Source organism: Pseudooceanicola profundi (assembly GCF_050897955.1).
Lineage (GTDB): Bacteria > Pseudomonadota > Alphaproteobacteria > Rhodobacterales > Rhodobacteraceae > Pseudooceanicola.
Window position 1 is genome coordinate 1,102,599 of sequence record NZ_JBPAXZ010000001.1, and the last position, 22,310, is coordinate 1,124,908.

A 22,310-nucleotide genomic window follows, 5' to 3' on the forward strand; every position below is an offset into this window, starting at 1 on the left:
ATGACAACCCAGACCATCAAGACCTCCCACGCCAATATCGCCCTGACCGACACTGGCGGCGACGGTCCTGTCCTGCTGATGATCCACGGCAATTCTTCCTGCCGTCAGGTCTTCCGCAACCAGCTGGAGGGCGAGATCGGCAAGGTCTACCGCTGCATCGCCTTCGACCTGCCGGGCCATGGCGAAAGCTCCAATGCTTTCAGCCCGGACAAGACCTACTGGATGCCCGGCTATGCCGATACGGCCATCGAGGTGATGAAGGAACTGGGCATCCCGAATTATGCCGTGCTCGGCTGGTCGCTCGGTGGTCATATCGGGCTTGAGATGCTGGCCCGCACCGATGCGATGACCGGCCTGATGATCACCGGCACCCCGCCGGTCGAGCCCAAGGAGGAAAGCCTCGGCGCCGGGTTCAAACCCAGCGAACACATGGGCCTCGCCGGGCAACAGGATTTCACCGAACAGAACGTGTCGGATTACGCGCATTCCACCTGCGGCGTGAACGCCCCGTTCGAACCCTTCCTGCTGGAGGCAGTCGCCCGCACGGACGGACGGGCCCGCGCCCTGATGTTCTCCCGCATCCTGGCGCCCGAGGGCTGCAACCAGCAGGAAATCGCCATCCACGCCAAGGTGCCGCTGGCCATCGTCAACGGCGAGGAGGACGTCTTCATCAACAACGACTACATCGCTGCAATCCCCTATGAAAACCTCTGGGAAGACACCGTCTACCGCCTGCCCGGCATCGGCCACGCCCCCTTCTGGGAGGTCCCGGACCTCTTCGACCCCTACCTCAGCCGTTTTATGCAAAGCCTCTGACGCCGGAAACCCCGCCCCCCTTCTCTGGTCGGAAAATATCCTCGGGGGGGCGGCAAGGCCCCGCCTTGCCGTTCGGGGGGCAGACAGCCCCCCGCCACCCTCTCCGCCTCACGCCTCCGCCGGGAGGTCGGCCGAGGCCTCCAGCGCCGGATAGCGCAGCCCAAGGGTCACCCCGCGCGCGGCAAAGGAGATCAGCAAAGCGGCCCAGAGCCCGTGATTGCCCATCACCGGCACCAGCGCATAGACAGCCGCGAAATAGATCACAAAGCTCACCGCCATCATATTGCGCATGTCCCTGGACCGCGCTGCGCCGATGAAGATCCCGTCGAACATCCACGACGCGCAACCGATCACCGGCGCCGCCACCATCCACGGCAGAAAGACCCGTGCCGCCTGCTGCACTCCCGGATCCTTGGCCATCAGATCCACGATCGCGCCCCCGGCCACAGCAAAGGCCAGCGACAGCACCACGCAGACGCCGAACCCCCAGACAGAGGTCAGCACCGCCCCGCGCCTGAGCGCCGCCCGGTCGCGGCGGCCAAGCGCCTGGCCGACAATCGCCTCCGCCGCGAAGGCAAAGCCGTCCATCCCATAGGCCGTGATGAACAGGAACTGCGTCAGCACCTGATTGGCGGCCAGCTGCACATCGCCGAAATCCGACCCGAAATAGACAAACGACACCAGGATCACTTCCAGCAGCAGCGACCGGATCAGGATGTCGCGGTTCACCACCGCCATCCGCACCAGCCGCGCCCGGTCAAAGACCCGTGCCCAGTCCCGCCAGGCCGGCACGCCAAATGCCGCCCGGCAGAACCACAGCCCCAGCAGGCAGCCCGCCCATTCCGACAGGAAGGTGGCAAAGCCCACCCCCGCCACGCCCCAGTCGAACCCCAGCACAAACAGCACGTCGAGCCCCATGTTCAGCCCGTTCATCACCAGCTGGATGCCCAGCACCGCCCGCGTCCGTTCCTGCGCGATGAGCCATCCGGTCATGCCAAAGACGGCAATGGCCCCCGGCGCCGACCAGATGCGGATCGACATGTAGTCGCGCGCCAGCGCCTCCACCTCCGGCGTGGCCGGCGACAGCAGAAAGGCCCCGGCAAAGAGCGGCCATTGAAGCGCGATGATCGCCAGCCCCCCGGCCCCGGCGATCAGCAGCGCCCGTGTCAGCAGCGCCGCCACTTCGTAATGATGTCCGGCGCCAAGCGCATTGGCGGTCAGCCCCGTCGTCCCCATCCGGAGAAAGCCGAAGATCCAGTAGATCGCCGTCAGGGTGATGCCGCCAATGGCCACAGCGCCAATCGGCGCGGCCTCCCCCAGCTGACCCACGACGCCGGTATCCACCGCCGCCAGCAGCGGCACGGTGGCATTCGACAGCACAATGGGCAGCGCGATCCGGACGACGCGCCGGTGCGTGATCGGCTCAGCCATCCGCGCCCTCGCCCCGCGCCGGCATCAGGAAATGCCCCGTGGCCTGCGCGAAGGGGCGCAGCCGGTTGTCCTGCCAGGCCTCCACCCGGACGGAGGCATAGCGCCGCCCGGCGCGGGTGATCTCGGCCCGCGCATAGGCATCACGCGGCAGGCCGGAGCGCAGGTAATCCACCGTCAGGTCGATGGTCTTGGGCAGGCGCGGCGGCGCGATCTCCTCGCCGCTTTCCACCTCGTCCCAGAGCATCGACCAGGCGAGGCCGACCAGCGCCGTCGTCTCCAGAAATCCGGCCGTGGCCCCGCCGTGCAAGGCCGGCAAAATGGGATTGCCAATCAGTTTCTCGTCATACGGCAGAACGGCGGTCAGCTCATCGCCGCGCCGGTCGAAGGTGATGCCGAGGAAGCCGATATAGGGCACCCCCTCCACCAAGGTTCGCAGGGCCGCGTCGCGCCGCTGCTTGATGACCTGAACCGGTTCCGGCCGGGACCGTCCCGCGCTCATTTGCGCATCGTGAAGGTAAAGGCCCCGGTGGCCGAGGCCACGGGCCGCGCCGCATCGTCATCCAGCGCCTCTGCCCGCACAAAGGCGACAGAGCGGGTGACATGGTAGCATTCCGCCCGTGCCCGCACCGTCTGGCCGGGCGTCGCAGGCCGCATGTAATCGATCCGCAGATCGAGCGTCGCCGTCCCCCCCGCGCTTTCGGGATGCGACACCACCGCCGCGCCGCATGTCGTATCGAGCAGCGCCGAGACTGCGCCCCCATGCAGCACCCCGGTCGCCGGATCGCCAATCAGCTGCTCGGCATAGGGAAGTGCAAATTCCGCCACGCCGCGCCCCATCGAAACCGCCTCAAGCCCGAGCGCCCGCGCATGTGGTAGCGCATCCATGAACTGGCGGGCGATCTTGTCCGACTCCTCCGGCGCATGGGGCTGATCGGGATCGGGCGGCAGGGCGTCTTCGGTCGTCATGGAATGTCCTTTCGCCCGCATATGAGCGACAAAGTCGCGCACCGGCAAGGGGATGACCGGAAGCGGGGCTTGCACAGGCGCATTCGCCCGGTAAAAATGACCTAACGTCACAAATTGGCTTCGGGTAAGGTGGAGGCTTGGAGGATGGGCGAGATGCGCCTCAGCTTCAAGGAGATGTGCGAAAGGTTCGATGTGACCCCACGCACATTGCGATATTACGAATATATTGAACTTCTGCACCCGGAACGACAGGGACGCTCTCGCTATTACGGCAATCGCGACTGCGCCCGGATGCGCCTGATCCTGCGTGGCCGGAAATATGGCTTTTCACTTGAGGCGATCCGCCAGTGGCTGGATATCTATGACGAGCAGGGCTCTGCCGCACAGATGACAAGCTGGATCGAAAGCGCCGATGCGCAACTGTCTGAACTGCGCGAGCAGCGCGACCAGATCGACGAAACCCTGGCCGAATTGCAGAAACTGCGCGACCGCACGGCGGCCTCCCTCGCCGTCTATGACGAATCACCCGATGCGGTTCAGGACATCGTACAGGACCAAGGCTAATACTTTAGGATAGGCCCCGAAAAGCACTGCTCAAATTGTTAGCACACAAACAAGTTTGGCCAGAACGAATGTTGCGCCTTACCTACCGTCACTTTGCTTGATCTTACGTCATCCGCAAAATTACGCAACGTTCCGCTTACGTTAACGTCACCCACAGTTGTAATGATGAATAGGATCTGTTTTTGACCGTCCGATCAAATTCTTGTTTTACGATCTGACGGATAAAATGATGGATACCGACCGTACGATGACCATCCGCGAGATGTGCGATGCTTTCGAGCTGACCCCGCGCACCCTGCGGTTTTACGAAGCAAAGGAGCTCCTGTTTCCGATCCGCGAAGGCCAGAAGCGTCTTTTTACGCGGCGTGATAGAGCCCGGCTGAAACTGATCCTGCGCGGCAAGCGTTTCGGGTTCAGCCTTGAGGATATCCGCCAGCTTCTGGAACTCTACGACATGGGCGACCAGCAGCACACGCAGCTTGTCCGGACCTATGCCATCGCAGAGGACCGCCTGGCGGAAATGGAATCGCGCCGTGCCGAACTGGACGCCGCGATTCAGGAGCTCAAGGACCAGATGGCCTGGGGTGCGAAGATGATCGCCAACCTCGGGCAGGAACAGAAAGCGGCGGAGTAACCCCTCCGCCCCGAAGGAGGAGAGAGCGATGCCGACCTTTACCGCACCCGTCAAAGACATGCAGTTCGTCCTGCACGAGGTTCTGAAAGCCTCGGAACAGGATGTGCCCGGATATGACGAGCTGGACCGCGATTTCACCGCGGCCATTCTGGAAGAGGCCGGCAAGATCTCCTCTGACGTGTTTGCCCCGCTCAATGCCGTGGGCGACCGCGAGGGCGTGGTTCTGGAAAACGGTGTGGTCCGTACGCCGAAGGGCTTCAAGGAAGCTTTCGATCAGTTCCGCGAAGGCGGGTGGCCGGGCCTCGACTGCGATCCGGACTACGGCGGTCAGGGCCTGCCTGCCCTCATGTCCACGGCCACGGGCGAGATTTTCTCCGCCGCCAACATGGCCTTCATGATGTATCCGGGCCTGACCCACGGCGCCTATTCCGCCATCCATGCCCATGGCACGGACGAGCAGAAGCAGACCTTCCTGCCCAAGATGGTCACCTGCGAATGGACCGGCACCATGAACCTGACGGAGCCGCATTGCGGCACCGATCTGGGCCTCATGCGCACCAAGGCCGAACCGCAGGGCGACGGAACTTACAGTGTAACCGGCCAGAAGATCTTCATCTCCGCCGGTGATCACGACATGTCCGACAACGTGATCCACCTCGTGCTGGCCAAGATCCCCGGCGGCCCCGAGGGCATCAAGGGCGTCTCGCTCTTCATCGTGCCCAAGTTTCTGGTGAAGGACGACAATACCCCCGGCGAACGCAATGCCGTCTCGGTCGGCAAGATCGAAGAGAAGATGGGCATTCACGGCAATGCCACCTGCGTCATGAACTACGACGGCGCCACCGGCTACCTGCTGGGCGAGGCCCACAAGGGCATGCGCGCCATGTTCACCATGATGAACGAGGCACGTCTGGGCGTCGCCATGCAGGGCCTCAGCCAGGCCACCGTCGCCTATGAAAACGCGCTGGTCTACGCCAAGGACCGCCTGCAGGGCCGCGCCGTCACCGGCGCCGAAAACCCCGACGGCCCGGCCGATCCGCTGATTGTGCATCCCGATATCCGCCGCTCCCTGATGGACCAGAAGTCTTTTGTAGAGGGCGCTCGCGCCTTCGGCCTCTGGGCGGCCAACCTGCTCGACCGCGGCCATCGCTCGAACGATGCCGAGGCCGAAGGGCTGGTGTCGCTGATGACCCCGGTGCTGAAGGGATTCCTGACCGATCAGGGCTTCGACATGACCGTGCTGGCCCAGCAGATCTACGGCGGCCACGGCTATATCGAGGAATGGGGCATGTCCCAGTTCGCCCGCGACGCCCGGATCGCCATGATCTACGAAGGCGCCAATGGCGTGCAGGCGCTGGACCTTGTCGGCCGCAAACTTGCCGCCGGCGGCGGCAAGCCCGCCATGGCCTTCTTCGAGGAGATCAAAGGCTTCATCAAGGCCAACTCCGAGGATGAGGACCTCAAGAACGGCTTCATGGAGCCGCTCAAAACCGCCTCCAAACAGCTGCAGGAAGCGGCAATGTTCTTCATGCAGAATGGCATGAAGAACCCGAACGAGGCGCTGGCCGGGTCCTATGACTTCATGCACCTCTTCGGCCATGTCTGCCTGGGCTATATGTGGGCGCGTATGGCGGTCGCGGCCAAGGCTGCACTGGCCACCGGCGAAGGCGACCGCGACTTCTACGAAAGCAAACTCGCGACAGGCCGCTACTACATGGCCCGTCGCCTGCCCGCCTGCGCCATGCATGTGGCCCGGATCACCTCCGGCGCCGCGCCCGTCATGGCGCTTGACGCAGCCAATTTCTGAGCCGGGATCAACCCGGCCCTAACGCCGACAGGGGGCGTCCTGCCTCCACTCACGGAACCGGCGGATTTCCCGCCGTTCGAGGCTGGCGGGGCCGTGCAAGGGGTTGCACGGCCCCCCGACACCGCCCCACATAGGGAGGCGTGGATGTGCTAACTGGGAGAGGAGCAGCCATGTCAGACTGGATCGACCGCCCGGCAAGCCACGGCATGTGCCAATGCGGTGCTGCCCGCTACTCGATTGCCGCCGGACCGGTGCGCGACACGCTCTGCGGCTGCCGCATGTGCCAGCGCGCGACAGGCAATTTTGTGGTCGCTTTTCGGGAAGTGGAGGAAACCCGGGTGAGCTGGATCGAAGCGCCCCAGGTCTGGCGCTCCTCAGACGTGGCCGAACGCGGCTTCTGCGCCAGCTGCGGCACGCCGCTCTTCTTCCGGGAGACAAATGGCAGCACGATCGAACTGCTGGCCGCAACACTGGGCGAGGGCACGCCCTACACCCCGTCCCACATGGTCCGTGGCGAACACCTCCCGGCCTGGTCGCTTGCCATGGGCGCCCTGCCCCGCCGGCCTGCCGAAGGCTCGCCACCATCTGCCTCCCGTCAGGCACCGGAGGTCTGATGCCCAAACGCTTCCGCATGACCCGCCGCGTAAACCTGGCCCTGACGGAAGACGCCTGGCGCCGCCTGCGCAAATTCGCGCAGGACGGCGGGCTCGACGAAGGCGAGGCCCTGTCCTTCCTCTTCGAGAATTTCGACAGTGTGACGGATGAGGACAACCTCACCCACCGCCTGCGGCTGTTCAATTCCGAACTGGAGGACCGCAAGAGATGACGGCAGCCTGGCCCCTCTGGCATCAGCCCCAGGTTTGGAGTGCGGACGCCTCCGGCGGGAGTATTTTTGCCAAGATGAAGAAACATGCTCGGTACAGTTCCACCCCATCCTGCTCCACCGGATTGGCTACCGGATATGTCAGGACGGGGCTTCACCTTGGACGTCCATCGGCTCTCCAGCCTGTGACGCCGGGACAGATTAGGCGCGTTAACCTTAACGCCAAATGAAGCCCCCCCTTCATCTTGGCAAAAATACTCCGGGGGTGCGGGGGCTGGCCCCCGCCGCGAAACGGTCCAAGGGAGGACACCAATGACGGCGAAATTCTACTGCTTCGGTGAAAGCGGCAATGCCTACAAGGCGGCGCTGACGATGGAGCTGGCGGGCTACGACTGGGAACCGGTCTTTGTTGATTTCTTCAACGGCGGCAGCCGCACACCGGAATTCCTCGCCATCAACGAAATGGGCGAGGCGCCGGTGCTGGTCGAGGGCGATCTGACCCTGACCCAGTCCTGCGTGATCATGCTGCATGTCGCCGAAAAGACCGGCAAGTTCATGGAGGGCGACCGCAACGAAATCCTGCGCTGGCTGTTCTGGGACGGGCAGAAGGGCTCCGGCCAGCAGGGCACACTGCGCTTCCTGCTGAACTTCATCCCCGAGGACAAGCGCCCCAAAGAGGCCATCGGCTTTGTCAACGGCCGGGTCATGGCCGCGCTCAAGACGCTTGAGAAACACCTGACCGGCCGCGACTGGATGGTGGGCGATGCCGTCACCCTCGCCGATTTTGCCTGCTGCGGTTACCTTTTCTATCCCGAACCCTTCGGCTTTGACCGCAAGGAGTTCCCCGCCATCGACGCCTGGCTTGACCGCATCGCGGCCCTGCCCGGCTGGAAACACCCCTATGATCTGATGCCCGGTCGGCCCTCCGACCGCGGCCTTTAATACCAAGGAGGCATTATGTCTGACGCCTATATCTACGACGCCGTGCGCAGCCCGCGCGGCAAGGGCCGCGCCGACGGTTCCCTGCACGAGGTGACTTCGGTCGCGCTTGGTAAGCAGATGCTGAACGCGATCAAGGACCGCTCCGGCCTTGAGGGCCATGCTGTGGAGGACGTGATCTGGGGCAATGCGACCCAGGCCATGGAACAGGGCGGCTGCCTGGCGCGCACGACCGTGCTGGCCTCCGATCTGGACGAACATATCCCCGGCCTTTCGATCAACCGCTTCTGCGCCTCCGGCATGGAGGCCGTCAACCTTGCCGCCAATCAGGTGAAGGGTGGCGCCGGCATGGCCTATATCGCAGGCGGTGTGGAATGCATGTCGCGCGTGCCGATGGGATCCGACGGGGCGGCCGTGGCCGTCGATCCGACCGTGGCGATGGAGAGCTATTTCGTCCCCCAGGGCATCTCTGCCGATATCATCGCAACGGAATACGGGTTTTCCCGAGATGACGTGGATGCGCTGGCCGTCGAGAGCCAGAAACGGGCCGCCGAGGCCTGGGAGGACAAGCGGTTCGACAAGTCCATCGTGACGATCCGCGACGTGAACGGTCTGCCGATCCTCGCCACGGATGAATACATGCGCCCCGGCACCGACATGCAGGCGCTTGGCAGCCTGAAGGCCTCGTTCAAGGATATGGGCGAGGTCATGCCAGGCTTCGACAAGGTCGCCCTGCTGAAATACCCGCATCTGGAGAAGATCAACCATGTGCACCATGCCGGGAACTCCTCCGGCATCGTGGATGGTTCGGCCGCCGTGCTGGTGGGCAACAAGGAATTCGGCGAGAAATACGGGCTGAAGCCCCGCGCCCGCATCCGCGCCACGGCCAAGATCGGCACCGATCCGACGATCATGCTGACCGGGCCGGTTCCGGCGACGCAGCGCATCCTTGAACAGTCGGGCATGTCGATCTCCGACATCGACCTGTTCGAGGTGAACGAGGCGTTTTCCGCCGTGGTCCTTCGCTTCATGCAGGCCTTTGACGTGGACCATTCCAAGGTCAATGTGAACGGCGGCGCGATTGCCATGGGCCACCCGCTGGGGGCCTCCGGCGCGATCATCATCGGCACGCTGCTGGACGAGCTGGAGCGGACCGGCAAGGGCACCGGCCTGGCCACCCTCTGCGTGGCCTCCGGCATGGGCGCCGCCACGATCATCGAGCGGGTGTGATGGGCAAGATCGACCTCGCCTCCGTTCCGGGCAAGACGGGCTCCGGCTATCCGGCGCCCTGGGGCGCACAGTTCGCCGGCCGTACCAACTGGCGGCTGGGTGATGCCGGCGGACTGACCCAGTTCGGCGTGACCCGGACAGAGGTTGCGCCGCAGTCCGCGTCGTCCCTGCGCCACTGGCACGTCAATCAGGACGAGTTCATCCTCGTGCTGGAGGGTGAGCTGGTGCTGGAGATGGACAGCGGCGAGACCCTGATGGGTCCCGGCGACTGTGCCGCCTTCCCGGCCGGCGTCGAGGATGGCCATTGCATGGTCAACCGGACCGACAGCCCCGCCACCTTCCTCTGCATCGGCACCCGCACGCCGGAGGAGACCGCCTATTATCCGGGGATCGACATGAAGGTGGAGGCCGGGCCGGATGGCTTTGCCTACCAGCATCTCGATGGCACCCCCTATCCGACAAATTCCTGAGATCCCTTCGGACAAGGAGATATCAAATGACTGAATTCACGATGGAAAAAGGCGCCGATGGCGTCGCGATCATCACCTGGGACCTGCCCGGAAAATCCATGAACGTGCTGACCCTCCAGGGCGCGGAGGAGCTGGATGCGGCGGTGACCGACGCGCTGGCGGACGAGGCCGTCAAGGGTATCGTCATCACCTCCGGCAAGGACAGCTTCGCCGGCGGCATGGACCTGAACGTCCTGGCCGCAATGAAGGAAGAGGGCGCGGAGGGTGTCTTTGCCGGCGTCATGTCGCTGCACCAGATGCTGCGCAAGATCGAACGCGCCGGGATGGACGCCAAGACCAACAAGGGCGGCAAACCGATTGCCGCCGCCCTGCCCGGCACCGCCATGGGCATCGGTCTGGAGCTGCCGCTGGCCTGCCACCGGATCTTTGTGGCCGAAAATCCCAAGGCCAAGATCGGCCTGCCGGAGATCATGGTCGGCATCTTCCCCGGCTCCGGCGGCACAACCCGCCTTGTCCGCAAGCTGGGTGTGATGACCGCCTCTCCCTTCCTGCTGCAGGGCAAATCGGTTGATCCCAAAGGCGCGATGAAGGCCGGGCTGATCGATGAGGTCGTGGCCGATCCGGTCGCCGCCGCCAGGAACTGGGTGCTGAATGCCAAGGATGCGGATATCGTCAAACCCTGGGATGTGAAAGGCTTCAAGGTGCCGGGCGGCGCGCCCTATCACCCCGCCGGTTTCCAGACCTTCGTCGGCGCCAATGCCATGATCATGGGCCAGACCTGGGGCGCCTATCCTGCGCCCAAGGCGATGCTTTCGGCCGTTTACGAAGGGCTCATGGTGCCCTTCGACACCGCGCTGAAGATCGAGGCGCGCTGGTTCACCTCCGTCATCATGAACCCCTCCTCCGGGGCGATGATCCGGTCGCTCTTCCTGAACAAGGAAGCGCTGGAGAAGGGCGCGAACCGGCCCGAAGCCCCCGACCAGCGCGTGAAAAAACTGGGCGTCATGGGCGCGGGCATGATGGGCGCGGGCATCGCGCTGGTCTCGGCACAGGCCGGGATCGAGGTTGTGCTGATCGACCAGAAGCAGGAGAGCGCGGACAAGGGCAAAGCCTATACCGAGGATTACCTCGATAAGGGCATCAAGCGCGGCAAGTCCACGCCGGAGAAGAAGGCGGAGATCCTGGGCCGCATCACCGCGACCACCGACTATTCCCTGCTGTCTGATGCCGACCTCATCATCGAGGCGGTCTTTGAGGATGTCGGCGTCAAGGCCGAGGTGACCAAGAACGTGGAGGCCGTGGTGCCCGCCGACTGCATCTATGCCTCCAACACCTCCACCCTGCCGATCACGGAGCTGGCCAAGGCGAGCGCCCGGCAGGAGCAGTTCATCGGCATCCACTTCTTCTCTCCGGTTGAAAAGATGGCACTGGTGGAGATCATCAAGGGCAAGGAAACCGGCGATCGCGCCGTGGCCAAGGCGCTCGACTATGTGCGCCAGATCCGCAAGACGCCGATCGTCGTCAATGACGAACGCTTCTTCTATGCCAACCGCTGCATCATCCCCTATCTGAACGAAGGGGCGCGGATGGTGGCCGAAGGGGTCGCGCCGGCGCTGGTCGACAATGCCGCCCGCCTGCTGGGCATGCCCGTGGGTCCGCTGCAGCTGATCGACGAGACCTCCATCGACCTCGCGGTGAAGATCGCCAAGGCCACGAAACAGGCGCTTGGCGACAAATACCCGGCCGATGCGAAGCCGGTCGATGACCTGATGTTCGCGCTCTACGATCAGGGGCGTCTGGGGCGCAAGGCCAAGGCGGGCTTCTACAGCTATGACGAGGCCGGCAAGCGGCAGGGCTTCTGGGACGGTCTGGACGGTCTGACCCCCACGCTCGAGGAACAGCCCGACCTGATCGAGGTTCAGCATCGCCTCATGTTCGCCCAGGTGCTGGAGGCCGTGCGCGCGCTGGAATCCGGCGTGCTGGAAGACATCCGCGAAGGCGATGTCGGCGCGATCCTCGGCTGGGGCTTTGCGCCCTGGTCCGGCGGGCCGTTCAGCTGGCTCGATATCATCGGCGCCGAATATGCCGCCGAACGCTGCGACCAGCTGGCCGAGAAATTCGGGCCGCGCTTCTCCTGCCCCGATCTCCTGCGGGAGATGGCCGACAAGGGGCAGAGCTTCTACGGCCGTTTCGGCGAGGGCAAGAAAGCCGCCTGAGACCAGAGCAGAGACCAGAACGGGCCTCCCCTCCGGGCGGCCCGTTTGCGTTTCACGACTGGCGGGCCAGCTCGATCCCATCCAGCCGCGCCTCGATCGCCGCCGTCCAGCGCAGCACCACCGGACCCAATGCAAAGGAGATCAGCGCAGCCGAGGGCCAGGCCACGACATAGGCATGCATCCACTGCCCCAGGAACTGCGGCCCGAACCCGAGGGTCAGCCAGCAGATCCAGAGCGTCATCAGAAACGACAACATGCTCGACAGCAGCACGGCAAAAATCAGACGTCTGCGCATGGCTCAGTGCTCCGGCACGGCGGCCAGCGTCGCGGTATCTGCCCGCGCGCCGATCTCGCCCAGCTTTTCATTGTAGATCACCCGGGTGATCTGCGCCCCGATCACCCGTTCCGTATGGGCATAACGGAAATGGTCCGCCAGGGCCTCCGGCCCGGTCCATTCCTCCCACAGCACAAAGCGGCGCAGGTTTTCAAGGTTCTGGCGGATCTCGAAGCGGATGCAGCCGGGCTCTTTCACCGTCGCCGCGACCAGAATGGCCAGCTCCCGTTCCACATGGGCGAGGTCCGTGCCCTCGACCGCTTCAATTCCTGCGCTGACAAAATACGACATGTTCCCTCGCTCTCCGGGACCGGGATTGATCCCGGAATGACATCTAGCCAGACACATATCCGGAATATATAGACAGAAATGGCGTCTATAATTGCAGAATTGAAATGCTCGACGAAATCGCCCTCTTTATCCAGATTGTCCGCAGCAATGGCCTCGCCGCCGCCGCGACCCATCTCGACATGTCCGCGGCCACAGTCACACGGCATCTCAGCCGGCTGGAGGATCACCTCGGCTGCCGCCTGATCCACCGCTCCGCCCGGCGGTTCGAGCTGACGACCGAAGGCGAAAGCTACTACCGCGAAATGGCAGAGCTCGTCGATCAGATGCAGGGCCGCCTGCGCGGGCTGGGCGAGGATATCCATCGCATAGGCGGCAATCTGACCGTGGCGGCGCCCACGAACCTTGCCGTGACCGCGCTGCGCGACCTCTGGTCCGGCTTCCTGCGGGACTATCCGGAGGTGCGGCTGGATATCCGGCTGTCCAACAGCTTTGCCGATCTCCAGGCCGACCATGTCGATATCGCCCTGCGGGTGGGCCCCATGCCCGATTCCGGCTTTCTCCAGCAGCGGGTGGGCCGGGTCAGCACAATCCTGTCGGCCGCGCCCGCCTATCTGGATCGTCACGGCACCCCCGACACCCCTGCGGATCTGGCGCATCACCGGATCATTGGCGTCACCACCCTGCCCCACTGGGACCTGACCCATGACATAAGGGGCGAGAGCCTGCCGCTGAAACCGGTCACCGCCGCCGTGGCCGATGATATCGGCTTTGCCGCGCAGCTGGCAGAGGACGGCCTGGGCATCCTCCTGCTGCCCGTCTCCGAAATTGGGCCGCAAATCCGGGACGGACGCCTTGTCCATGTGCTGCCCGGCTGGCGCGGTCCGGATCGGATCATTCACTTGGTCTGGCCTGCCGGACGACTGCTGAGCGCCCGGGCGCGGCTCTTCCGCGACTACACCCGGGCGCATATATCCGCCGATCCGTGGCTGCAGGGCGGTCTGCCGCAATGCGACCCGTCCCCGGATGCCATGTGATGTGCTATAATCCCGCCAGCTTCCGCACACCGCCGGAGCGGCCACGGCACCGCCCCCCGTTCTTGACAGGCCGCGCCGATGCTATGCGGGCGCCAGATCAACAGTGCCCGGGAGGTTACCGATGAAACGACTGACGGAAGAGGAACAGCGCGCCCGCCTCAACCAGCTGATGCCCGCCATGGCGATTGTCATGCCGCTGATCACCTTCATCATCCTCCGCGCTGCGGGCGAGGATGAACGCACGGCCCTGATCATCGCCGGAGTGATGGTATTTATGGTGCTGTCGATGTGGCTGATGCGCATCCTGTTCGGGCCGCGCGGCTTCATCGCCGGCATGGCGGCGCTGGCGCTGCTGGGCTGGCGGTTGCAGGCAGCGGGGATCCTCTGAGCCAAAAATTGGCCCCGGGAGAACCGGGGCCAGTCACTCTACAGGCTCAGTAGAGACAGGTTCGCACCGGGACAGGTGCGGGGGGATAAACTTGTGGGATCAGGCGGCGACGGTGGCGCGGCCACCGTTCAGCTCACCCCGGATCGCGGCCACGAGGGCGGCATCGCGGAAGGTTTCCAGCGTACGGTATTCCTTGCCATCGGCGCTCTCGCGGGCCTCGCAGATGCACATGGCACCGGAGCCGGCGAAGATCACCTCGTCATTGTCGAATTCCAGCGTCACCACGGTTGCGGGGCCCTCAGGGGCCACACGATGGATACCGCAGACCCCTTCGAGGTCCTGTGCCAGCATCAGCACATTGCGGTCGCCCAGCACCTTCTCGGCCATGTCGCTTTCGACCATGACAGCCTGGTGCGGCAACAGGGTGATATCCTGCGCATTGCCGATCGCCTCGGCCGGAATGAAAAGCGGCTGGCGCGACTTCGGGCATTCGGCGGTGGAGAACCACAGCGGTTCGCGGCGCACGGAGCGCACGAACTGGATGCCGTTGTCGGCCGTGATCATGCGGGCCCCGGGTTCGAGGTCCTCGATCATCTGGTAGCCCATGGCGGTCATGACCTTGGTGCCTTCCATGAGGCCGGTGTTCGCACCCGTGCCTGCCCCGTTATAGGCGCCGGAGGCGTCGGACATGCGGCGTGCGATCTGTGCGGCCTTGTCGAATGCTTTGGTCATTTCTTTAACTCCCGTCCTCGGCTTCGTGCCGGATTGGTGACAGGGTCCAACCTGCCAGCGGGAATGGACGGAATCAGGTTCGAAATGTGGCAATAATAAGATGCTGTCGCCATTTCAGAGACACAGCCGGGGTCAGAACCCCGCTTTGTCGCAGCTCCGGCGACAATCGCGCCCTCAGAAGCGGTAGCCAAAGCGCGCGATATCCTCCGCGCAGAGCTCCGCCAGCAGATTCGAATCGGCTTTTGAATAAAAATCGCGGTATCCGGCGCCGGTGCCGGTCTTGTTCTCCTCCGGCAGCGCCAGCTCGAACCCCAGATGACGCCAGAGTGGGGCTGCATCTTCGCCAAACTGCTCCAACCGCAGGAAAAGCGCCGGCCGTTCAGCACCGCTGGCATCGGTCACGTAATGGCGCGCGGGGCTGGCCCGGAAACTGCGCCCGACCAGCGGATGGTTGAGAAAGGGGCTGAACGCTTCTGCCTTGGCGATCCTGACGGCCGGATGATCAAAACTCTGCTGCCTCAGCCAGTGGTAATAGCTGACCGCCCGGGCCCAGGGATTGCGGACCAGAGCAAAGATCAGCAGTTCGTCCAGCTCCGCCGGGCTGACCAGCCCGTCCAGATCCGCCACCGTCGAATGTTTCCAGAGCCGCCCGCGCGTCTGCACATCCTTCAGCCGCCCCCGCCGTTTGCGCGCCTTGGGCGTATCGCCCAGCATGATGTCATCCTTCATCGCGCGGCTTTCCAGCGCCAGCGCCAGCGAGGTCCCCCCGGTCTTGGGGATATGAATGAATAAATAGCGACGGCCAGACGACAGGATCATACGACGAATTAGGCCCAACCCGCCCCGCCTGGCAAGCCGGTGGTCTCAGGCACCTGCCCCCTGCTTCCTCTTGCCCGAAATATCCTGGGGGGGAGGCCAAAGGCCGTGGGGGGCAAAGCCCCCCCCCCCCCCCCCCCCCGGGCCCCCCCCCCCCCCCCCCCCCCCCCCCCCCCCCCCCCCCCCCCGCCGCCCACAGTCTGCCTCCCGCCTGCTATCCCCCGCCCGAGACGCGCCGCAGCCCCCGCCCCACTACATCAGCCCCGTCACATCAGCCCCCTCGCATCAGCCCCGTGACATCCGCCGCATCAAGCCCGCCCCGTCTTGCCCTCCTCTCCCCGCTGGCCTACCAATCCGCAACCGTCACAGGCACTCCATGGACCCCACACCGCTCCTGTTCCTCGCCGCGTTTATGGTCGGCACCGCCAAGGGCGGGCTCGCGACCGTGGGCTCGCTCGCCGTGCCGCTGCTCGCCCTGACCATGAACCCGGTCGAGGCCGCCGCCACCCTGCTGCCCGTCTATATCGTCACCGACTGGGTCAGCGTCTGGCTTTACCGGCGCAATTATTCCCGGGCGAACATTACCTATCTCCTGCCCGCCATGCTGCTGGGCGTGGCCATCGCCACGATGATTGTCACCGTCGCGCCCGAAGCGCTTCTGCTGATCGTCACCGGGCTGATCGGCCTCTGGTACTGCCTGCGCGCCTGGCTGCGCCGCACCCCGGCCCGGAAAACAGACCCCGCGCCGCGCCCGGCCCTCTTCTGGGGCACGCTGGCGGGCATCGCCTCCTACCTCACCCATTCGGCCGGCCCGCCCACCCAGGCCTATCTTCTGCCACAGCAGATGCCCAAGCTGATCTATGCCGGTACAATCGCCATCATCTTCGCCGTGGTGAACCTGTCGAAACTGCCGGGCTATGCCCTCGCCGGCCAGTTTAACGGGCTGGACTGGACCCAGACCCCCTGGCTCATCGGCACCGGTGTGCTCGGCACCCTGGCCGGACGCTGGCTGACAGAGGTCCTGCCTCAGGCGCTTTATGTCCGTGTCATCGAAATCCTGCTCCTCGCCCTGTCGGTCATCCTTCTGATCCGCGGCACGACAGCGCTCCTGACCTGACGGCAATTCCCTCGCGCCCCGATCTGGGGTAATCCGGTCTGCGGAATTCCAAGGGAGGAACCTATGGGCTGGATGGCTGACGAAACCGGACTGGAGAAGAACGCGGCGAATTACGTCCCGCTGACCCCCCTGTCGAACCTGACCCGCGCCCGGCGCATCTGGCCCGACCGTGAGGCGCTGGTCTACGGCAGCTTCCGCAAGACCTACGCCGAATATCACGACCGCGTCACGCGCCTGGCCTCGGCGCTCCACAAGATGGGGATCCAGCCCGGCGATGTTGTCGCCACCATCCTGCCCAACCTGCCCCCCCATGCCGAAGCGCATTTCGGCGTGCCGGCCTGCGGGGCGGTGCTCAACGCGATCAACACGCGGCTGGAGCCGGACACGATCGCCTATATCCTCGACCATGGCGGCGCAAAGATGGTGCTCTGCGACAGCCAGTTCATCCATAGCCTCGCCGAAGCGGTCGAACGGATGGACGGCCCCGCCCCCATCATCATCGAATGCCCCGACGATCAGGCGGGCGTCCATGCCCAGACCGATCACCTCACCTATGAGGACCTGCTGACCAGGGGCGATCCGGATTTCGACTGGATCATGCCCCAGGACGAATGGGAAAGCATCGCGCTCAATTACACCTCCGGCACCACCGGCCGGCCCAAAGGTGTCGTCTATCACCACCGCGGCGCGCATCAGAACGGCATGGGGCAAATCCTGTCCTGGCAGATGACACATTACCCGCGCTACCTGACCATCGTGCCGCTCTTTCACTGCAACGGCTGGTGCCACACCTGGATGATCCCGCTGCTCGGCGGCACGGTTGTCTGCTGCCGCGACATCACCGCGCCGGCGCTCTTTTCCGCCTTTGCCGATGAAGGCGTCACCCATTTCGGCGGTGCGCCCATCGTGCTCAACATGCTGGTCAACGCCCCCGACGACCAGAAACGCAGCTTCCCCCAGACGGTCGAGGTCTTTACCGCCGGCGCCCCGCCCGCCCCGGCCACCCTCGCCAAGATCGAGCCGATGGGCTTCAACGTCACCCAGGTCTACGGCCTGACCGAGGTCTACGGCCCCGCCACCGAATGCACCTGGGATGATGCCCTCTGGGGCGATCTCAAAGGCGACGACCGCGCCGCCATCAAGGCCCGTCAGGGCGTCGCCATGCCCGCCTATGACCATATCACCGCGATGACCCCGCAGATGGAACAAATCCCGATGGACGGGGTCGCGACCGGAGAGATCATGATGCGCGGCAACGGCGTGATGAAGGGCTATTACAAAAACCCCAAAGCCACCGAAGAAGCCTTTGCCGGCGGCTATTTCCACACCGGCGACATCGCCCTGCAGCATCCCGACGGCTACCTGCAGATTGCCGACCGCGCCAAGGATATCATCATCTCCGGCGGCGAGAATATCTCCTCGGTCGAGGTCGAGGGCGTACTCATGGCCCATCCGGACGTCCTGCTCTGCGCCGTCGTCGCCAGGCCGGACGACAAATGGGGCGAGGTGCCCTGCGCCTTTGTCGAACTGAAGGACGGCCGCACCGGCGACGCCGCCGCGCTGATCGCATTTGCCCGCGAACGGCTGGCAGGTTTCAAAACCCCCAAGACGATTGTCTTCCGGGAACTTCCCAAAACCTCCACCGGCAAGATCCAGAAGTTCGAACTCCGCGCCGCCGCCCGCGCCCTCTGACCCGGGCCGCCCGGCCCGAAGCCGGGACCGCCCCCCTTCATCTTTCCCCAAATACTCCCGCCGGAGGCAGGCCGGGCCCGCCGCAGGCGGGGCCGGCCCCCGGTCGGGCCGCGCCAGCGGCCCGAAACCGGAATCCCGAAACCCAAATCCCGAAACCCACATCCCGCCGGCAAAATCCCGCTGCCCGGCCATCGCAATCGGCGGAATTGCCCCGATCCAAGCCCCATGATATCGTCGCCAAAAGAGGCGGAGCAGGCCCCGTATGCCGGTCATGAAGAACTATCAGCAGCTCGTCGCCGCAGGTCTGTGGCGGGAGACGCCGGACGCTCAGCGGCGCGATGTTTCCGTCACCATCGGTGAGGCCACACTCACGCTGCGCGACACGGCCGACCGGCCCGTCGCGCATTGGTCAATCCCCGCCATCACCCGCGTCAACCCCGGCCGGACACCGGCCATCTACCACCCCGATGGCGATCCCGAAGAGACATTGGAGCTGGATGCCTCGGAACAGGAGATGATCCAGGCGCTGGACAAGCTCCGGCACGCCGTGACCCGACGCCGGCCCCGGCCGGGCCGCCTTCGTCTGTTTGTATTTGTCGTGGTGATCCTGGCCGTGCTCGGCGGTGCGGTGTTCTGGCTGCCCGGCGCGCTGAAGACACATCTTCTGGCCGTCATGCCCGCCGTCAAACGGCAGGAGATCGGCATGGCGCTGATGGAGGAAATCACCCGCGTCTCGGGCCCGCCCTGCAACCAGGGGCAGGGTCAGGTCATCCTCGACCGGCTGGCAGAGCGGATTTCGGGCGGCTACACCCCGGTGACGATCCGGGTGGTGCCGGACGGCGTTACACATGCCCTGATGCTGCCGGGGCGCCTGCTGCTTCTCAGCCATACCGTGATCGAGGATTACGAAGAGCCGGATGTCGCGGCCGGATTTGCCGTCGCCGAATCGCTGCGGGCCGATCTGGTCGATCCGCTGGGCGAGGTGCTGGACAATATCAGCATTGCCGCGACGCTGCATCTGGTGACAACGGGCGAACTGCCGCGGGCCACTTTGCGCCGCTACGCACGCCAGATCGTCACCGCCCCGCGCAGCCGCCTGCCGGTAGAGCCGCTGCTGGAACGCTTCCGCCGCTCCGAACTTCGCGCGACCCCCTTCGCCTACGCTCTTGATATGACGGGCGAAACCACCCTGCGCCTGATCGAATCCGACCCCTATGGAAGCTCCACTGCTCCGATCCTGATCCGGGATGCAGACTGGCTTCGGCTTCAGAACATCTGCGGCGGATAACAGCCCGAAATTCTATGTCCTGCCCGATTTCCGGCGGCGGCCCCGGACGGGTCGGCTAAACTGCCGGCATGAGCTTTGATCTGGACATCCCCCGGACCTGTTATCAGGCCTTTTTCGACCCGGCCACGCGTGAGGACATGCACGACCGGCTCTGGGTCGGCGTGACCTCAACCGGCATCTTCTGCCGCCCCGGCTGTCCGGCACGGCAGCCGAAATTCGAAAACTGCCAGTGGTTCGGCTCCGTGCAGCACTGTGTCGAAGCCGGGTTCCGCCCCTGCAAACGTTGCCACCCGCTGGAGGCGCGCGGCGCCGACCCCATCGTCGCCGCCCTGATGGCAGAGCTTCAAGCCGACCCGGCACGGCGCTGGACCGAAAGCGATCTGGTTGCCATGGGCCATGACCCCTCCACCATACGGCGCGCCTTCAAGCGGGCGATTGGCATGACCTTCCTCGACCTCGCGCGGATGCGCCGGTTGCAGGCCGGGTTCAGCCAGCTGGGCAGGGGCGGTCGGGTGATCGACGCGCAGCTTGAAGCCGGTTTCGACAGCGGTTCGGGCTTCCGTGACGCCTTTGCGCGCCTGATGGGCACTTCCCCCGAAACCCTGGCCCGCGCCGGCGCAGAGGCGCTGCTGCGGGCCGACTGGATAGAAACCTCCCTCGGTCCGCTGATCGTCGTTGCCGATGACCGCAGCCTGCATCTGCTGGAATTTGCTGACCGCCCCGCCCTGCCCCGCGAACTGGCCCGGCTGCGCGCCGCCGTCAAAGGTCGGCTCGGGATCGGGCGCACTGCCCCCATGGATCAGGCCGCGGCAGAGCTTGACGCCTATCTGGCCGGCCGCAGCCCCCGCTTCGACACACCGCTCACGCTGCACGGCACGCCGTTTACCCGGGCGGTCTGGCAGGCGCTGCGCCAGATCCCGGCCGGCGACACGATCAGCTACTCCACTCTCGCCCGCCGTCTGAACCGGCCCGAGGCCACCCGTGCGGTCGCCCGGGCCAACGGCGCCAATCAGATCGCTGTCTTGATCCCCTGCCACAGGGTCATCGGCGCGGACGGATCGCTGACCGGCTACGGCGGCGGCCTCTGGCGCAAGGAAAAACTGCTCGCGATCGAAGGCAGCTACCGGATGGCCGGAACCGGCTAGAACGGCTCCAGCCCTGGCCAGGCCCGACAGCGGCCCCGGGGCGCGCGGGGCCATGCCCGGCGGCAGATCAGACTGCTGCCGGAAGGTCTTAACGATTAACGCCGGGGAAAGGCGCCGCGATAGCCCGCGCTCTGCGCCGTTCTCAGCGCAAGCCCGACATCCTTCGCAGATCCAAACGGCCCCGTCAGAACCACATGCGCCATGCCCGTGTCACGGATCCGCACGGGAAGACCGCGCGCCGCCATCTGCTGCGCCACCTTCTGCGCGCTTTCCGGCGAAAAGGTCCCGACCTGAACATAGCTGGCCTCGCCGCGCGCAGGCTTGGGGGCCGGCGCGACGTTGCGGCTCGACACAGTGGACCGGACAACCGGCGCCGGTGCCGGCGCCACACCCGCCGTCTGGTCGACCAGAGTCACCGGCACAAGCCGGCGCGGCAGGGTCTTGGTCCAGACCATTTCCATCTGCTGTTTGCCGCGCAGCGTCCCCTCGGCCCGGTGCGGGTTCAGCCGGTCGTCTTCCCAGACACGACGGTATCCCTTCGGCACCGTGATGACCCCTGCGGTCTGAACCCGATTCTCGTATGCGGCGCGCGGCATGATCCGGGCATCGGGATGGATCGTGGCCGGGTCCACGCGCCGGACGCTGACTGCGGCCTGGCGGGTCTGGGCCGGCGGCGTGAACACCTTGGGCCCGGTGGACCGCACAGGCGCCGGGGCGACAGCCACAACACGGCGCGGCACCGACCCGTCATAGGACGGCGCAAGGGGGGCGGCAAAGGTCGGTGCAGGAGAGACAGGTGCCGTGCCCGCGACCGTGGTGCGGGCCATGACCCGCGGTGCACCGGTCGCATAATCAACATCCTGCGGGCCGCAGCGCAGCCCCGCGCCCGTCATATACCGCTGCGCCATCGCGGACATGCCCGGGCAGCCACCGGTGACCCGGGTCGCCGCAACAGGCGCGCGCGACGGCGCCACCACAACCGGACGCGCCTCTCGCACCGGCTGGACAGGCGCGGTGATGACCGGGGCCGCAGCATAGGGGCGCACGGGCTGGGTCGCAGGGCCGGTCACGGCACTGGCAGGACGAATGACAACGGGCGATGTGGTGACAGGCGCTGCCGACCGCGCCGGTTTCAGATTGGCCGGAACCGGTTTGCGCTTGGGCGCAGCCTGCGCCACCCGGGCCGGCGCTGCCACCGGGGCCGGAGCCGGTTTCGCCACGCTCTGCGGCTCCGGATCGGCCGCCGTGATCACGGTTACCCTGCCAGCCGTCTGCTGCGGCGTCGAGGTGGTGCCCGCCACCTGCGTGGGTTGAAAGCCACAGACCACTTGCCGGGCCCGCGTCATCCGGGGGATCCATTGCGTCGCGCCATTCACGCCGGCGCGGATATAGACGCAGCCACGGCTGTCGACATATTGCTTGCCGGAAAATGAGGCGGGCGGATATTCTGCCGGGCCATCCTTGCGGCTTTGCGCCGCTGCGCCGCCGGCCGCCAGGGCGGCAAGCAGAAAATACGTGGTGACGTTGCGTGTGAACCTGGACATCTGCCCCCCCGGGTTGCTCCGCCGATCCTGCAT

The 22,310-nt window shown here is 65.4% G+C and carries 24 protein-coding genes; 16 read left to right on the forward strand and 8 right to left on the reverse strand.

The window, feature by feature from the left end:
* Nucleotides 1–816: an alpha/beta fold hydrolase gene (locus ACRARG_RS05530; RefSeq protein WP_432688994.1), complete on the forward strand. Its 816-nt coding sequence runs from the start codon at nt 1–3 to the stop codon at nt 814–816.
* A 108-nt stretch (nt 817–924) separates the two neighbouring features.
* Here the strand turns inward: ACRARG_RS05530 and ACRARG_RS05535 are convergent, their stop codons facing one another.
* From ACRARG_RS05535 to ACRARG_RS05545, 3 genes are read right to left on the reverse strand one after another with little or no spacing between them, the layout of a single operon-like run.
* On the reverse strand, nt 925–2,247 hold the full coding sequence (locus ACRARG_RS05535) for an MATE family efflux transporter (protein WP_432688995.1): 1,323 nt from the start codon (nt 2,245–2,247) through the stop codon (nt 925–927).
* The gene (locus ACRARG_RS05540) at nt 2,240–2,746 is read right to left on the reverse strand and encodes a PaaI family thioesterase (protein WP_432688996.1); all 507 of its coding nucleotides are present in this window, start codon (nt 2,744–2,746) and stop codon (nt 2,240–2,242) included. Before ACRARG_RS05540 ends, ACRARG_RS05535 begins: the two co-directional genes overlap by 8 nt.
* Nucleotides 2,743–3,132, reverse strand: coding sequence for a PaaI family thioesterase (locus ACRARG_RS05545; RefSeq protein WP_432691319.1), 390 nt, complete (start codon nt 3,130–3,132; stop codon nt 2,743–2,745). The genes ACRARG_RS05540 and ACRARG_RS05545 overlap by 4 nt, the downstream gene beginning before the upstream one ends.
* Nucleotides 3,133–3,357: 225 nt before the next feature.
* Between ACRARG_RS05545 and ACRARG_RS05550 the strand changes: the two genes are divergently transcribed.
* From ACRARG_RS05550 to ACRARG_RS05590, 9 genes are all read left to right on the forward strand, one after another.
* Nucleotides 3,358–3,777, forward strand: a complete 420-nt coding sequence (locus tag ACRARG_RS05550) for a MerR family transcriptional regulator (RefSeq protein WP_432688997.1) — start codon at nt 3,358–3,360, stop codon at nt 3,775–3,777.
* 229 nt (nt 3,778–4,006) lie between these two features.
* Nucleotides 4,007–4,411, forward strand: coding sequence for a MerR family transcriptional regulator (locus ACRARG_RS05555; protein ID WP_432688998.1), 405 nt, complete (start codon nt 4,007–4,009; stop codon nt 4,409–4,411).
* 28 nt (nt 4,412–4,439) lie between these two features.
* Nucleotides 4,440–6,218: an acyl-CoA dehydrogenase C-terminal domain-containing protein gene (locus tag ACRARG_RS05560; RefSeq protein ID WP_432688999.1), complete on the forward strand. Its 1,779-nt coding sequence runs from the start codon at nt 4,440–4,442 to the stop codon at nt 6,216–6,218.
* Between the two features lie 170 nt (nt 6,219–6,388).
* Nucleotides 6,389–6,832 carry a GFA family protein gene (locus ACRARG_RS05565; protein WP_432689000.1) on the forward strand — a complete coding sequence of 148 codons (444 nt, stop codon included), beginning with the start codon at nt 6,389–6,391 and terminating at the stop codon, nt 6,830–6,832.
* The gene (locus ACRARG_RS05570; RefSeq protein ID WP_432689001.1) at nt 6,832–7,044 is read left to right on the forward strand and encodes a hypothetical protein; all 213 of its coding nucleotides are present in this window, start codon (nt 6,832–6,834) and stop codon (nt 7,042–7,044) included. Before ACRARG_RS05565 ends, ACRARG_RS05570 begins: the two co-directional genes overlap by 1 nt.
* A 309-nt stretch (nt 7,045–7,353) precedes the next feature.
* Nucleotides 7,354–7,983: a glutathione S-transferase family protein gene (locus tag ACRARG_RS05575; RefSeq protein ID WP_432689002.1), complete on the forward strand. Its 630-nt coding sequence runs from the start codon at nt 7,354–7,356 to the stop codon at nt 7,981–7,983.
* Nucleotides 7,984–7,998: 15 nt separating this feature from the next.
* Entirely contained in the window at nt 7,999–9,210 is a 1,212-nt protein-coding gene (locus tag ACRARG_RS05580; RefSeq protein ID WP_432689003.1) for an acetyl-CoA C-acetyltransferase, read from the forward strand.
* The gene (locus ACRARG_RS05585; protein ID WP_432689004.1) at nt 9,210–9,680 is read left to right on the forward strand and encodes a cupin domain-containing protein; all 471 of its coding nucleotides are present in this window, start codon (nt 9,210–9,212) and stop codon (nt 9,678–9,680) included. The genes ACRARG_RS05580 and ACRARG_RS05585 overlap by 1 nt, the downstream gene beginning before the upstream one ends.
* 26 nt (nt 9,681–9,706) lie before the next feature.
* Nucleotides 9,707–11,896 (forward strand): 3-hydroxyacyl-CoA dehydrogenase NAD-binding domain-containing protein, encoded by a 2,190-nt coding sequence (locus tag ACRARG_RS05590; RefSeq protein WP_432689005.1) that lies wholly within the window; start codon nt 9,707–9,709, stop codon nt 11,894–11,896.
* Nucleotides 11,897–11,948: 52 nt separating this feature from the next.
* Here ACRARG_RS05590 and ACRARG_RS05595 read toward each other — a convergent pair whose 3' ends face one another.
* Nucleotides 11,949–12,191 (reverse strand): DUF2798 domain-containing protein, encoded by a 243-nt coding sequence (locus ACRARG_RS05595; RefSeq protein WP_432689006.1) that lies wholly within the window; start codon nt 12,189–12,191, stop codon nt 11,949–11,951.
* Nucleotides 12,192–12,194: 3 nt separating this feature from the next.
* A complete protein-coding gene (locus ACRARG_RS05600; RefSeq protein ID WP_432689007.1) occupies nt 12,195–12,521 on the reverse strand; it encodes a putative quinol monooxygenase in 327 nt (108 codons plus the stop codon).
* Between the two features lie 104 nt (nt 12,522–12,625).
* Here ACRARG_RS05600 and ACRARG_RS05605 point away from each other — a divergent pair, with 104 nt between their 5' ends.
* Nucleotides 12,626–13,555, forward strand: a complete 930-nt coding sequence (locus ACRARG_RS05605) for a LysR family transcriptional regulator (protein ID WP_432689008.1) — start codon at nt 12,626–12,628, stop codon at nt 13,553–13,555.
* Between the two features lie 121 nt (nt 13,556–13,676).
* Nucleotides 13,677–13,943: a hypothetical protein gene (locus tag ACRARG_RS05610; RefSeq protein WP_432689009.1), complete on the forward strand. Its 267-nt coding sequence runs from the start codon at nt 13,677–13,679 to the stop codon at nt 13,941–13,943.
* A 99-nt stretch (nt 13,944–14,042) separates the two neighbouring features.
* On the opposite strand, the gene ACRARG_RS05615 is transcribed toward ACRARG_RS05610, so the two are convergent.
* Nucleotides 14,043–14,675: a Hint domain-containing protein gene (locus ACRARG_RS05615; protein ID WP_432689010.1), complete on the reverse strand. Its 633-nt coding sequence runs from the start codon at nt 14,673–14,675 to the stop codon at nt 14,043–14,045.
* A 174-nt stretch (nt 14,676–14,849) separates the two neighbouring features.
* Complete coding sequence (locus ACRARG_RS05620; protein ID WP_432689011.1) at nt 14,850–15,494, reverse strand: sulfotransferase family protein; 645 nt, start codon at nt 15,492–15,494, stop codon at nt 14,850–14,852.
* 373 nt (nt 15,495–15,867) lie between these two features.
* Here ACRARG_RS05620 and ACRARG_RS05625 point away from each other — a divergent pair, with 373 nt between their 5' ends.
* The 4 genes from ACRARG_RS05625 (at nt 15,868) to ACRARG_RS05640 (ending at nt 20,733) form a co-directional block, all read left to right on the forward strand.
* On the forward strand, nt 15,868–16,608 hold the full coding sequence (locus tag ACRARG_RS05625; protein WP_432689012.1) for a sulfite exporter TauE/SafE family protein: 741 nt from the start codon (nt 15,868–15,870) through the stop codon (nt 16,606–16,608).
* Nucleotides 16,609–16,671: 63 nt separating this feature from the next.
* Entirely contained in the window at nt 16,672–18,300 is a 1,629-nt protein-coding gene (locus tag ACRARG_RS05630) for an AMP-binding protein (RefSeq protein ID WP_432689013.1), read from the forward strand.
* 271 nt (nt 18,301–18,571) lie between these two features.
* The gene (locus ACRARG_RS05635; protein ID WP_432689014.1) at nt 18,572–19,588 is read left to right on the forward strand and encodes a hypothetical protein; all 1,017 of its coding nucleotides are present in this window, start codon (nt 18,572–18,574) and stop codon (nt 19,586–19,588) included.
* Nucleotides 19,589–19,656: 68 nt separating this feature from the next.
* A complete protein-coding gene (locus ACRARG_RS05640; RefSeq protein WP_432689015.1) occupies nt 19,657–20,733 on the forward strand; it encodes a bifunctional transcriptional activator/DNA repair enzyme AdaA in 1,077 nt (358 codons plus the stop codon).
* Between the two features lie 95 nt (nt 20,734–20,828).
* On the opposite strand, the gene ACRARG_RS05645 is transcribed toward ACRARG_RS05640, so the two are convergent.
* Nucleotides 20,829–22,277 carry an SPOR domain-containing protein gene (locus ACRARG_RS05645; RefSeq protein WP_432689016.1) on the reverse strand — a complete coding sequence of 483 codons (1,449 nt, stop codon included), beginning with the start codon at nt 22,275–22,277 and terminating at the stop codon, nt 20,829–20,831.
* Nucleotides 22,278–22,310: the final 33 nt, after the last annotated feature.